The sequence below is a fragment of the Mojavia sp. genome (assembly GCF_059505145.1).
Genome location: NZ_JCACKA010000058.1, coordinates 24742 through 38911, shown reverse-complemented (window position 1 = coordinate 38911; position 14170 = coordinate 24742). Strand labels below are relative to the sequence as shown.

General features: G+C 41.1%; 10 protein-coding genes and 1 tRNA gene. 3 read left to right on the top strand and 8 right to left on the bottom strand.

The window, feature by feature from the left end; translation table 11 throughout:
• Positions 1-9: 9 nt before the first annotated feature.
• Positions 10-1131 (top strand): fatty acid desaturase family protein, encoded by a 1122-nt coding sequence (locus AC5JL8_RS11795; protein ID WP_495879966.1) that lies wholly within the window; start codon positions 10-12, stop codon positions 1129-1131.
• A 119-nt stretch (positions 1132-1250) separates the two neighbouring features.
• On the opposite strand, the gene AC5JL8_RS11790 is transcribed toward AC5JL8_RS11795, so the two are convergent.
• The 6 genes from AC5JL8_RS11790 to psbZ all read right to left on the bottom strand — a co-directional run bounded on the left by AC5JL8_RS11790 (position 1251) and on the right by psbZ (position 4878).
• Positions 1251-2516 carry a glutamate-5-semialdehyde dehydrogenase gene (locus AC5JL8_RS11790; RefSeq protein ID WP_495879965.1) on the bottom strand — a complete coding sequence of 422 codons (1266 nt, stop codon included), beginning with the start codon at positions 2514-2516 and terminating at the stop codon, positions 1251-1253.
• A 4-nt stretch (positions 2517-2520) separates the two neighbouring features.
• Entirely contained in the window at positions 2521-2928 is a 408-nt protein-coding gene (locus AC5JL8_RS11785; protein WP_495879964.1) for a hypothetical protein, read from the bottom strand.
• A gap of 65 nt (positions 2929-2993) precedes the next feature.
• A complete protein-coding gene (locus AC5JL8_RS11780; RefSeq protein ID WP_495879963.1) occupies positions 2994-3134 on the bottom strand; it encodes a hypothetical protein in 141 nt (46 codons plus the stop codon).
• Between the two features lie 595 nt (positions 3135-3729).
• A tRNA-Gly gene (locus AC5JL8_RS11775) sits at positions 3730-3801 on the bottom strand.
• Between the two features lie 123 nt (positions 3802-3924).
• Positions 3925-4503 (bottom strand): 6,7-dimethyl-8-ribityllumazine synthase, encoded by a 579-nt coding sequence (gene ribH, locus AC5JL8_RS11770; protein WP_495879962.1) that lies wholly within the window; start codon positions 4501-4503, stop codon positions 3925-3927.
• 186 nt (positions 4504-4689) lie between these two features.
• Entirely contained in the window at positions 4690-4878 is a 189-nt protein-coding gene (gene psbZ, locus AC5JL8_RS11765) for a photosystem II reaction center protein PsbZ (RefSeq protein ID WP_495879961.1), read from the bottom strand.
• A 185-nt stretch (positions 4879-5063) separates the two neighbouring features.
• Between psbZ and AC5JL8_RS11760 the strand changes: the two genes are divergently transcribed.
• Entirely contained in the window at positions 5064-7775 is a 2712-nt protein-coding gene (locus tag AC5JL8_RS11760) for a CBS domain-containing protein (RefSeq protein ID WP_495879960.1), read from the top strand.
• 326 nt (positions 7776-8101) lie between these two features.
• Here AC5JL8_RS11760 and AC5JL8_RS11755 read toward each other — a convergent pair whose 3' ends face one another.
• A complete protein-coding gene (locus AC5JL8_RS11755; RefSeq protein ID WP_495879959.1) occupies positions 8102-8662 on the bottom strand; it encodes a hypothetical protein in 561 nt (186 codons plus the stop codon).
• A 450-nt stretch (positions 8663-9112) separates the two neighbouring features.
• The gene (locus tag AC5JL8_RS11750) at positions 9113-11563 is read right to left on the bottom strand and encodes a hypothetical protein (protein ID WP_495879958.1); all 2451 of its coding nucleotides are present in this window, start codon (positions 11561-11563) and stop codon (positions 9113-9115) included.
• A gap of 701 nt (positions 11564-12264) precedes the next feature.
• Between AC5JL8_RS11750 and abc-f the strand changes: the two genes are divergently transcribed.
• On the top strand, positions 12265-13878 hold the full coding sequence (gene abc-f / locus AC5JL8_RS11745) for a ribosomal protection-like ABC-F family protein (RefSeq protein ID WP_495879957.1): 1614 nt from the start codon (positions 12265-12267) through the stop codon (positions 13876-13878).
• The last annotated feature ends 292 nt before the right edge of the window (positions 13879-14170 follow it).

Genomic DNA, 14170 nt, shown 5'->3' with positions numbered 1-14170 from the left:
GTAGTTTCTATGACACAATCGCAAGCAACGAGAGTAACCTTTACTAAAAACTTTGGTTTTAGAAAGGAACTCAATAAACGAGTTGATGCTTATTTTAAGACTGAAAACATTGCGACTAGAGATAATCCAGCAATGTACATCAAGACATTGATGATTTTTGGATGGGTAATTTCTGCTTGGACATTTACTCTCTTCGGCCCGCCGCAAATGTGGATCAAAGCAATTGGCTGCGTTTTTCTAGGCTTTGGCATTGCTGCTATTGGTTTTAGCGTCGGACATGACGCTAATCATGGCGGTTATTCTAGTAAGAAATGGGTCAATAATGTTTTGGGTCTGACATACGATGTCATAGGGGTATCTAGTTATCTATGGAGATACCGCCATAATTTTTTACATCATACCTTTACGAATATATTAGGACATGATGTGGAAATACATGGTGATGGATTAGTCCGTATGACACCTTATATGGAGCATAAATGGTATCACTCATTCCAACACATATTCATTTTATTTATATATACAGTCATACCAATTTATTGGTCTATTGCTGATATCCATACAATGGTTTTCAAGCGTAAATACCATTCTCATGCAATCCCTACACCCAAACCGCTAGATATGATTATCCTTTTTGGGGGTAAATTAATTTGGCTGGCACTTTTTTTAGCAATACCAATTGCAATAGGATACACACCTATTCAGACTATTCTTGGATTTCTGATCACTTACATGACATATGGAGTACTAATTTGTTTAGTTTTCATGCTGGCTCATGTTTTGGAAACAGCAGAGTTTATTCAACCAAATTCTGAACCAGAACAAATTGATGATGAATGGGCAATTTTTCAAATAAGAACAACTGTTGATTTTGCTCCTAAAAATCACTTTTTAAACTGGTACCTAGGTGGGCTTAACTATCAAGTTGTTCATCATTTATTTCCTCATATTTGCCATATTCATTATCCAAAAATAGCTCCCATATTAGCAGAGTTATGCGAAGAATTTGGTGTGAAGTATAATGTTTACCCAACTTTGACAGAAGCGCTTACTTCTAATTTCCGTTGGCTAAAACGTATGGGGACTGAACTGAATCAAAAATATCCAGATGTCGCTTTAGCGGAAAAGTAATATCGCAATATCCTAGAAGGGTATCGCTAAACAAACAAAGCCAGCCTCCGTAGGCTGGCTTTTTTATGTGAGATGCACTCAATAAATATTTGTTCGACTTGTTTGCCCAGCTTTATCTTTTAAAACCGACCATTTCCCTGGACAATGTGCTTGACTGTAGTTAAGGTTTCCAGGCTAATAAATCCTCGGCGATGACCTTTTTGGTTAGACATTCCTAAAAATACTGAATCTCCGCGCGAAGGATTACGGGAAAAACGTGGGGAGGTGTTGATATATGTAGAAGCGCTGTTTACTCCTAAGGCAAATTGCCGACTTTCTTGGTAGGATTCAGTTACAATGCAGTCAGCATGACCGCTGCTGTATTGATTAATCCAGGCGATCGCAGCCTCTAAGCTATCCACCAATTTAAAAGCTACTGTCTTGGTTAAATAAGCGCTTCCCCATTCTCCTTCTTTAGCTAGTTGCAACTGGGGGAAGGCTTCTACTAATTCTGCATCACCTTTGACTTCAAAACCTTTTTCCTTCAAGCTGTTCCACAGAACTGCTAAGGAAGATGGTAAGGCTTGTCGATGAATTAGTACCTTTTCAATGGCATTCACTGGATCTGGTTCGCTTTCATGGCTATCCATAATCATCCAACGCACCATTTCCAAGCTGCTATTCAGCGACCAGTAGAGGTAACAGTTGCCCATTGCTGACTTTAAAACTGGGCAAGTAGCCTGGCGCATTACCTGCTGTACTAAGCTGGAACGTCCATAGGGAATTACCAGATTTAAGTATTGGTCTTGGATGACTAAATCCCGAATGGAAGCGCCATGTTCAGCCGTAATCAGTTCTAAACAGCTTGGTGATAAACCAACTTCTGCGATCGCATTTTGTAGTACATTAGCGATCGCCTCGTTAGAATGGCTGGTTTCAGTGCTGCCTTTAAGAATGATACTGTTGCCAGTTTTGATACATAAACCAGCTGCGATCACCGCTAAATCGGGAAAGGCCTCATAAATAAATCCAATTACTCCCAAGGGCATTAACTGGGAGTAACTCTGGGAATCTTCCTGTTGATAGTCAGCGTTTCTCACCCGCCGTAGCGGATCTGATAATTCCCCTAACCGTTGTAGGATATCCACTGTCGTCTCTAGCCGTGTGGGAGTTAATTTCAGCCAGTCTAAAATCAACTCTGGCACTGCCATTTCCCGACTTGCTTCTAAATCCAAGGTGTTAGCTTCTAGAATGTCGTCAAATGACCGTTCTAGTGCCCGTGCCATAGCCAATACAGCGCGACTGCGGTCTGCTCCCTTTGTGATCCCCAATTTTAGGGAAGCTTGATAAGCGCGTTTAGCGCTCTTCATTGGTTCGGGGTTATCATCAAAAGCTTCAACGGTCATTGAGTTAACGTCTGTAGGTAAGCCAGACCATTAGTGCTGGCAGAATAGCCAACAGCACCGCCACCATTGCCCATGCAATAATGCTGGAACCATTTGCTAATCGCAGTGCTAATGGTAACCATATAATCACTAGCACGAAAATAATGCCCAGCGCTATCGGCAAATAGCTTTCTCCTAGTCGAGGATGAACAACATGCCAAGTATTACCCATCCAGCGCCAAGCTCGCTTGTAGGGATAAGTGGTGGAGAGTTGCTCTAGGACATAAGCATCATTTTCCACCACAAAGATTTGTTGACAGCGATCGCAACCAAATGCATCTGTCAGCGTAATTGGAATTAACCGTCCCCGACGACGACAGGGACAGGGATATTCCGTGTTAAAGTCAATTTTTTCAGGTTTTTGAGATTGCACAAGCGTTCTAATAACTTGAGCGTGTTTTTCACAAGCTGCGAGAATACTATTCCCTAATTTATGCTTTAGGTACTAGTTTCTTGCTGTTTAACTTTTTTATATAGATAAAGATAGGAAGCCAAAACTGCCATGATTCCCAAGGGTAGATGAGGGCAAATCGGGCTGTCGTAGCTGCCATCTTTAGGTTCGGATCTTTGACCAAACAATATGTTTGTGCTGTTCTTCCCTGTAGTTGGCAACCTTATTTAAGAATTTCCTACTCTTCATCTGTAGCTTAAAAAGTAACATAGTTGCGTTTTTTAGGCATTTACTCTATTTGAATATCTGACACAATTTTCAGTTTACGTGCCGATATCTTATAAAACAACCGTTCACATAGACTATGCCTAAAAAATCAGTACCAGAAAATTAAGTATTTAACTTTCAACAGTGCCATAGGTTCTCCTTTGAGTCACCTGCATCTGTTTTCGGTTATCAAAACTTGGTCAGCATTCCTCCATAGTTTATTCTTTGCGGTCATCATTTAAGTATTTTTACTTCTTTTGTCCAATAAACCAGAGGCATCTCTTGAGAGCAGGAAGTTGCAGAACATCATTTAAGTTTATCTAGTTCTTGCTCTTAAGTAGATTTTGGCTAATATCACTGCCAAAATAGGCTTGCACCTGACAACACCGCTATTAAAATAGCCACCATTAATCCAGTGTAGTACACCGTACAAAAAAACAATGGGCTACATATATGAAAATTAGCTTAAGCTAATTTCTCTTAAAAAACTTTTGGTCAGATCTATTCTTTACTTCAAGCGGGTAACGCGATTCGAACGCGCGACATTCACCTTGGCAAGGTGACGCTCTACCACTGAGCTATACCCGCAATCTTTAACCGAATACTAGCTTCCCACATCTATTCCTGTTTGTCAAGCCCTTTATTTGAGTTTTGAGTGTTGAGTTTTAAATTTTCCAACTCAGCACTCATTACTCAGCCCTCAGCCCTAACCTAGCCAAGTTCTTCTGACTCAGGCGCAAAATTACCTAAGCTGGCGCTAGGAAAAGAAGCTGGTAGAGATTGGGTATTACGAGAGTATGGCTCTGAGAGATTAGAGCGCAATTGCCGCATGAGGCTAGCCATTTCTAGGGCATTCATGGCGTAGTCCCAACCATGATTGCTTTTAATGCCTGCTCTTTCTAAGGCTTGTTGCATGGTATCCGCTGTCAAAATGCCAAAAATCACCGGTACACCAGTTTGAAAGCCTGCGGCGGCAATGCCCTTGGCTACTTCCGAAGAGACATAATCAAAATGAGGTGTTTGCCCTCGAATCACAGCACCTAGACAAATTACGGCATCATAGCGATGAGTAAGTGCTAATTGGCGGGCTACTACGGGTACTTCAAAACTTCCTGGAACCCAAACGTAGTCTACTTGATTGCCGTGGGGGTTAGTATCTACGCCGTGACGTTTCAAGCAATCTTGACATCCTTCCAGCAGCTTGACAGTAACTAGGTCGTTGAATCGACCAATCACCACCGCAAACCGCAAAGGTTCTGTTTGAGTAAAAGTTCCCTCAAAAACTGCCATGACTGCCTCTTAACAAACTATACTTTAAGGCCAATATACATTCCCTGTTTAAATGTAGAAGAGCAGAAAAGCACAATCAGCTAAAAAGAACAAGGTGAAAGAAATAATCTATCCTTATCACTTTTTAACTTGGCTCTTCTGCCCCTATGGTGTCTATGCTATTTGACTGCGCCCGTAAGCTATTGCTTATACGACAAAAAAGTTTAATATCCCGACTAAAATCACCAAGGCAAACCAAACTCCAGAACCAACCCAGAGTAGCTTTTTCGATTCAACCCAATTTTGGGGCGTGGCATAAGCAACGGGAACACCAATCACTAATACAAAAGACAGCAGAACCAGTGCCAACAAAGAGATTTGGAATATTATGGTCATTTTGGCTTCTCCCAAGACAGCGAAATACTAAAGATAGAATATCGTACAGGGTAACACTGACATTTTTTCCTTAATTGTTAAGCTAGCAGAAATTGCGTCACTATAGTCATTAGTTAGATATTCAGTTGTCAGTTGTTTGGTTTGACTGCTGACTACCGATTACTGACCACTGACTATTGACAACTATGGACTTAATTCTTTGCCACACCACAGCTGATTTTGACGCACTTGGAGCAGCAGTAGGGCTGACGAGGTTACTACCAGGGAGCAAGATTGTGCTAACTGGCGGCTCTCACCCAGCTGTAAAGGATTTTTTGGCGTTGCATCGGGATGAGTATCCCTTAATTGAACGGCGTTCAGTTAATCCAGAAAAAATTCGTTCTCTGAGTGTGGTGGATACGCAACAGCGCGATCGCTTGGGTAAGGCTGCTGAGTGGTTAGATTTACCCAATATTCAGGAAATTACAGTTTATGACCATCACGTAGGGCAACAGGGGAATATTCCGGCGACGCAATCTTATATTGCCCCAGTGGGAGCCGCTACAACCTTAATGGTGGAGCAATTACAACAATGCCAAATCTCTCTTTCTCCAGCGGAAGCCACGGTGATGGCTTTAGGTATTCATGTTGATACTGGCTCGCTGACATATGAGCAGGCGACACCACGGGATGCTTTGGCCTTGGCTTGGTTAATGCAACAAGGAACCAGTTTGTCAGTGATTTCTACTTACATTGACCCTGGTTTATCGCCCCAATTGCAACAACTATTAACCGAGGCTTTAGATAAATTAGATTATCTCTGCTTGCGTGGATATACTATTGCTTCAGTAACTTTAAAAACGAATGAATTTGTCCCAGGTTTATCGAGTTTAGCGTCCCAACTGGTGGAGCTAACAGAAATAGATGCTTTACTGTTGGCAAATGAATATCCTTTGGGAGAAGATGATTCACGTTTAACAGTAATTGGGCGATCGCAGATTCCGGGTACAAATCTCAACCAATTATTTCAGCCTCTAGGCGGTGGTGGTCATTCGCAAGCAGCATCGTTGAATTTACGTGGAGTAGATTCACAAGCAATATTAAAACAACTCCAGAACGAGTTCAAAGCTACTATTCCCCATCCCCCCATAGCTAGAGACTTGATGTCCTCGCCAGTCCGCACAATCCGCCCAGAAACCACAATTATAGAAGCACAGCGCATTTTATTGCGCTATGGGCACTCTGGTTTATCTGTAGTCGATGCCCAAGGGCAACTGCTAGGGATTATTTCACGCCGGGATCTTGATATCGCTTTACACCACGGGTTTAGTCATGCGCCAGTCAAGGGCTACATGACAACAAACATCAGAACAATCACACCGGATACAACACTGCCACAAATTGAAGCACTGATGGTGACTTATGATATTGGGCGTTTGCCAGTATTGGAAAATGGGCAGTTAGTAGGGATTGTGACTCGCACTGATGTATTACGGGAGCTACATCAAAACAGTGCTGAGTTCCAAGCCTTGAGTTCTGAATCTCAACCTTTACTCAGGACACAGCACTCAGGACTAAACACTGATTTGCAAAATCGCCTGACTCCTCAATTGTGGCAGTTGCTGACCAAAGCATCACAAGAGGCAGAAAAACGGGGTTGGCATCTTTATCTGGTTGGCGGTGCTGTGCGGGACTTGCTATTAGCTGAGGAAGCAGCAGGCACTTTAATAATCAAAGATATTGATCTTGTAGTCGATGGCTTCCATAAAGCGGCAGATGTTGGTGCTGGTGTAGAACTGGCAAAGGCACTACAACAACTTTACCCAGAAGCTCGCTTAGAAATCCACGGGGCTTTTCAAACTGCTGCCTTGCTATGGCATAAAGACCCAGAATTAGATTCTTTATGGGTAGATATTGCCACTGCTAGAACAGAATTTTATCCTTATCCGGCGGCGAATCCAGAAGTCGAGGCTAGTTCCATTCGTCAAGATTTATATCGTCGAGATTTTACGATCAACGCCATGGCACTGCGGCTTACTTACCCCCGTGCTGGTGAATTACTTGATTTCTTTGGTGGCTTACTAGATTTACAGGCAAAGCAAATTCGGGTTTTACACTCTAACAGCTTTATCGAAGATCCCACCCGGATTTATCGTGGCGTGCGCTTCGCCGTGCGTTTCGGATTTCAGATTGAACCGCAAACCGAAGACTATATCCGTTATGCCATCAACAGTGGCGTTTACGATCGCACTGCACAAGAAAATAGCAGAACCCCAGCCTTGCAAACTCGCCTGAAAGCAGAATTGAAACAAATCTTGGAAGCTCCTTACTGGCAACCCGCTTTACAGTTACTCGATAAGTTGGAGGCATTGCAGTGTATTCATCCCACCCTCAAGCTAGATACAGAAATTTTACGGCAACTACGCTTATTAGAGCGCTGTTTGCGACGATTTGACCGCCAAGAAACCTTAATTAACTGGCAAATGCGCTTAGAAACATTAATCGCCCACATATCGCCAGAATATCGAGAGAAAGTAGCGAAAAATCTGCAAATGCAAGAGGATAGCATTAGCAGATTGAAGAATTTAGCTGAAATAAAAGCTGAGATAACAGCTTCATTATCGAATTTTAAACGCCCCAGTCAGGTAGTCAATTTGCTGCGACAGTATGATTTACCAACCCTGATTTTAATCGCTTTGCAAAGCCCGCGATCGCACCGACGGCAGATTTGGCATTATTTAACAGTTTGGGCTAATGTTCAACCAATTATCAATGGTAACGACTTAAAAAAACTCGGCTACAAACCCGGCCCACAATATCGTCAAATCCTCGATAATTTACTAACCGCCACCTTAGATAGTGTAATTACAAATAAAACCGAAGCCCAAGAATTTTTAACCAAGAATTACCCTCAATAAATCCTCTCCTTTGTGCGCCTCCACGCGACGGACACTTGCTTCAAGCCGTGGAACCGCAAGGGCACAGTGTCCTCCTCTGCGTGAAAAAAATTCAAATTTCCTTCAGTGAAATTTATGCAGGGGTGAATTTTCAAGTTGGGGCAGAATAAATTTCGGCTTGTCTTTCAGTAAATACTTAATGATTCGCGTTTCCGCTCATTTCAAGATATCGCTAACTAATAGCTTGAAATGAGCAGAAATATAAATTGAAGCTAGCAAGTTAAAGAGTTAGAGATATAAAGTGGTTTTGAGGAAATCAATACTTAACTACTTTGGACGTAACTTTCTCAGTCATTCGATATCGATAAATTAACTTTTAAAGAACCCTTATTGTCATCGTAAAGCTGACGATTGGGAACATCATTCATTAAAAAATAAACAGTTTCTTTTGGCCCTAGCTCGAATGAACCTTCCTCACCATAAGCTATACATTTACTCCCATCACTCTTAACTACTAAGGCTCCAAGAGGAAATCTACTACACTGTGTGGTATTAGATAGAAAATCAGGATCGCCTTTGGCTGAAATATAACCCTTGGCATGCTCAGGAATTCCAGCACCAGTATAACCTTCAGGAATAGCCTGCCATTTACCATCAGCTTTAAATTTTATCTGTAAACTTTTATCTTGCTTATTAGTAAATTCAGTGCCTTGCATAGAGTCAGCATAAACATCTAAAACTTTAGTTTTGACAGTTTCAACAGTAGGATTTGTTGCCGGATTCGTAGGTTTAACAGCATTAATTAATCCTGCTGAACCAGCTACGGCTGTAATTACGGCAGCAAGTCCTGTAAGAATTCCTGGAAAGGTAGTCCAGAAATTATTGGACTGTTTGGTGTCATCACTCATGTAGGTTATACTCCTTAATGTTTTATTTAATTCTTGAATTAGATTCGTTATTGTCTAACCATTGCTCGATTAGCTCAATTACTACTTAGTTCATTTTTTTGCCCTGCAAAATACAGGTAGCATGGAATTTTTTCTTAAGAGCATCTGCAATGCCAATGTGCATTTGTTGACTTTGTTGTTGCTATGGACAAAGCTACAAAAGTAAAAATGGCGATTCCGAGAAAGTTTCCTAAAAATATTTGTCAATAAATTAAAACTTACGTATTTGCAACGAAAAACAAGGCTTTGCGTTCCCCGGAGGAGTTGCCGTACTCCGACAGTAGAAGGCATTTCTTACTTATGGTCGCAATGACGAAATGGCGCTATTGTTGCGTCCTGGAAATGCAAAATATGTGCAATCTAGCGATCGCATGATGCAAATCTCGATAATAAAGAGGTAATATTCTCTAATTAGAACTGAAGTGGTAACAGTAATCCAACACCTACTGTTGTTTCATTATCAGCTTTGACTCTCAGGCTATCAAAAGGACTGGAACCAAGCCGGTTTGTGGCGTATGCTTCTAATTGCAGACCAGAAAACAAACCAGGATGCCAACGTAAACCTACAGTCCAGGGGATAATTGTCTCACGCTGGTTGCCAATAAAGCCGTTACCTTTATCTGCTAAGTCTAAACCAACCTCTGCGATCGCAGACAAGTTTTGAGCCAGAGGAACTGATCCGCCAATGTTGAACCCAGCAATTTCTAATCCTCTACGTTGTACAAATCCCAAAATAGGAGTTAGCCAAGCCGCACTTCCACCTTGAAATTGATAGTGGATGGGAGTAGAGAGAGTGACAACGAATAATTCTCCTTGTTCGTATTTCTCGTTGCTAAAAGCAAACCCAGCCTTTTGCAATCCTAGTTCTTGAAATCTATTGCGATTATTTTCAATAAAGTTAATAAAAGGGTTGTTTGCCCGTGCTATTGTGCCTGCAACACTTAAGGTAAATGGATCACCGTCTGCTTGATGCAAAAAGCGAATCTTACCGCTGAACCCAAATAACGACTCATCTATAGTACCGGGAACATAGTCGAGAAAAGCACCAATTTCTAAATCATCTAGCAGTCCGTAGCGAATGCTAGATAATATTCCCTGCCCTCCTCCTTGTAAACTTAGTAATAATTGATTCTGGGGAACTGTACCTCCATCCAAGTTGCTAAATCCAGCGTATGTAGTTGGAGGTGGTTGCTGGGTTGGACGAAAATGTTCGGGATAGCGGCGGTTGGCGCTGGTAATACCAGGTAAAAAAGTCACACCAAAGCCTAAGGCAGTGTACTCTCTATCTGCCACTATAGACAAAGGCCCTGTATTACCTAAAGTATTAGAAACAAATAAATCTGTAGACAACCGGGGATTAACTATATACCTCAAGCCCGCATTGTAAGCAATAGTGCGACTAGGCAAACCTGTATCACGGTTAATTGTGTTATTGCCTGTAAATGGTACAAAAGCATCACCCCATAATATTAATCGTGAATTTAGCTTATAACTCACACCTCCTGCTACCCCAAATGTAGTACCAAAAGATCCAGAGTTTGGTACAGGAAGTCTATTTAGATATAAGGCATTATCTTCAGGTAAAAAACCTACCTTGGGCGATAAAGTAAACTGCCAGCTGTCATTAGGTGTGATGGTATAAGGTAATTCTAGGGAGAAAACCGTTTGTTGATTTTTTCCTGATGCTACAATACCAGTATTATCAAAAAATTGGAAAGGACGACCTCCATTTCCTACAGAAACAGCAAAAACACCGCTTAAAGCTTGCGTAGCATTCTCACTCTGCCAAAGTCTTTGTTTAGCTTGTAAAGTGAATTCTTGAAAGAAATTTGTACCGGCGTTTCTGTTAGTATTTACATCTCGATTGACGCGTTGAGCATTAAAACTACCCTGACGGATGGGGCCAGAATTATCAACTGTCTGTGCATCTAGAGTGAGTTCCAGGTTATTAGTAACACCCCAGCTAAACCCAATAGTAGGCTGATCGGTGAGTCCTTCACTAAGGTCAGTCCCTGGTGTCAAAAAGCGACGTAGACGCAAAGTTGTTAAGATTTCCCCTTGTCGCAATTGCTCGGCTGTTGTTAAAACAGGGCGACGACTCGGTATAAATAAATTAATCTTCGTTGATTCTTCAAGGTTTTCCCGTGAATTCTCTGCTGATGTTGTGACTTCACCTAATGTATTCGTGCTGTAAATTGGTGTAGCCTCAACCATTGAATTTACTATTTCTAGCAGCTTTTGGTAAGACTGGGTTTTGTAACTAACTTTATAAAATTGATTATCTTGCTGCCAAATCAGATGAGAAAACTCAGATTTAGGATTTTGCTTTTGTCCCTCTAATAAATATCCCTGAATGTTTTGAGACAAAACAATAGGCGTTGCGATGTTTTGATATTTTTCTAGCTCTTTCTCAGTGTCTATATTAGCCTGAAAATCTGTGGTAATAATACCAACCAAGCAACCACTTTGTTGTTGTTCACAGGAAAAAATATTAATTTTTAAACTTGGTCTAGAACTGAGATAAAAAACATTAATATATTTGCTAGTTTGCCCCTCCCAGTTATCGCTGAGTGATATGTGAGATGGCAAGCGCATTACCCAGCCTGGGGCTAGACTAGCTTTTATTTCCTTGAGGCGGGGAGTAAAAATCTCAGCAGTCAGGTTAGAAGCTGTAGCTACACTTTTTAAGACATGACCAGACTGGTTGAGGTTTTTTTGCAAATTTTGGGACTCAGATGCTATGGTTGTCTGGGGTTGTAGATTTAGAGCTTCAGCCAGTTTAGGAGATGCTTGAGCTTCATGGCTGAATTCCTGTAAAGCGAAAGCAGCTAAAGTAGAAATAGTAGTGATTAATACACGCATTCTATTAAAACTAATGATTTATCTCCGTAGCTTGGTCTTGTAGTCCAGTCTGCAATGATATTCATAATTAAATATATCTACGCTAAAAACCTATTCAGTTCGGTTTTAGTATACTTTCTTTGCAGTAAAGGCGTAAACTTCAGTATTATAATTTACTTGGTTTTGCTTCGCTTACTCGTTTTCGTTAATCTTTTATTACAGGCGTCTCGTCTATCCGGTTTATACAGGATGTTGAGCCTGCGAAAACTAGGGGTGAATCAGATAAATTTATATTGCCACTTCATTAAACATTGAGCAGCCTTCTGAAATTCTGTTATGGTAAACTGTAGAGAATTAGAATCTCACAACGCCTCAATCAATTTAGTTGACATGAAGTAACATTAGAGAACCGTTGCTGGCAAGCAGCGGATGTCAAAGCAAAAGAATATCTAAGAAATCAGCGAGTTCGCCCAAAGCACTCGTGATTTGAAGTATTAATAATATTCATTATCTACACTTAACTGCCCTTTGAAGGTCTGCGGCAGAGTTACTTTTGAGTGTAAAACACGCCAATGATTTAACAACTTTCAACAATACATTCTCAATTTTATTTCGGGATAGGCGTTCTGCCTGTTCCCTATGTTGGCGTCCTATACAAAAATATTCCCAGCATTTCACTGAATGGGTAGGTGGACGCTATATCACCTAATTTAGGCTTGATAATGCAGAAAAATTCAATTTTATTAGCTGAAGATTTAGGTTACGAACTCAGATCAAACAGGACTTTATTTCAGAAAGTTCAGGTGAGTATTGGTATGAGAGACCGCATTGCTTTAGTTGGTCGTAATGGAGTAGGAAAATCAACGCTACTTCAAATACTTGCAGGTCAAACTCGCCCCAGCACTGGTTATGTATGGTGTAAGGGTAATGTTTCCTATTTACCCCAAATTAGTACTATCCGGCAAGAAATCACAGGAGATACATTACTTGATTTTCTGAGTACTGTATCTGATGAATGGTGGAAAATTGAGGAAATTTTGCAGGCACAATTTCATACCACACTTGATCTATCCCTACCAATTGCTAATTTAAGCGGTGGGGAACTCACAAAACTATTTTTAGCGATCGCTTTAGCTCAACAGCCAAATGTGCTACTGCTAGATGAACCGACAAACCACATGGATCTGCTAGCGCTAGAAAGCTTAAGACAGTTTCTCTTAAATTTCGCTGGCGCATTTGTCATAGCCTCGCATAAACCTTTTTTCTTAGATCAGGTAACACAAGTTACGTGGGAACTCACTTCTGAGGGAGTAAGAGTATATGGAGGCAATTTCTCTGATTATCGAAAACAAAAGGAAATAGAGTTAGATGCGGTATTGAAAGCACATGAAGTTGCCAGGAAGGAACTCAAACGTGCAAAAGCTACAGCTATGCAAGAACAGCAACGCGCAGCCCAATCTCACCGTCAAGGTCGATCAAAATTTCTCGATGGCAGTATTGATAGAGCATCAGCCGGACTGATTAAAACCAAAGCTGAAGCATCCGCTGGAAATGCGAAAAAGAAACATGAGACAGTAGTAGCAAAGGCTACTCAAAAGCTTGCAGATAGTAAAGTAAAAACAACGAAGGCAACAAGTATCCAACTAGAAGAAAAAAGTCACAAGCGCAGAAATCTGATTGATATTCAAGGTGCAAATCTTTGGGTGCCAGAACGCCTTTTACTTCAGAATATACAGTTGCACGTCGCCTCTGGCGATTGCATTGCTACTGTCGGCGCTAATGGTTCAGGTAAATCGAGTTTGGCAAAGGCAATTTTAGGGATGAAGACGCAAGCGGTTTTGGAGTCTGGTGAAGTTTTGCTTGCACCAGCGATGAAAGCTGTATATCTCGACCAAAGCTATGAACTGGTAAATCGCCAGCAGACGATTTTAGAAAATATGCAAGCCGCTAATCCCCATCTCAGCTATCAGTTGTTACGTCAGCAGTTAGGACACTTTCTATTTAAATACGAAGATGTTCACAAAACCGCATCTGTGCTGAGTGGAGGTGAATTGGCAAGATTGGCGATCGCTATGATCACTATCTCAGAAATTGATCTGTTAATTCTCGACGAGCCAACTAATAACTTGGATATTGAAACCGTTGAGCAAATAGTTGCAGGTATCAATGAGTACCAAGGTGCGCTTTGGGTAATTTCCCACGATATAGATTTCCTCAGCCGCATCAACATTACTCAAAGTTTCAAGTTAACTCAGCAAACCTTGCAAATAACAACTTATTTACCTAGTACACCAGAGCAATGTTATCAAGAATTACTGGAATGTAACAATCAATAATCTGTGTTAGATAGAGTGCTAGGCAAACGAGCCAAGACATAAAAATTTTATCAGCAATTTATTCCCAAGGAAATACTAAAGTGAGTTGACAAATACTTGTTTGAGTGTTTAGAAAGAATCGTTGCAAAAATTATTGTATTGACTAGCCCGATAGAGGTATGCATTGCACCGCAAAATGTGAGAAAAGTGGAACACTAAATCTCTAAATCCACACCAACCCAACACTCAAGCAGAAGCCGCAAAGCATACGGGCAAGTTATAATTCTCTTGCGGACAGACGTAACAAAAATTT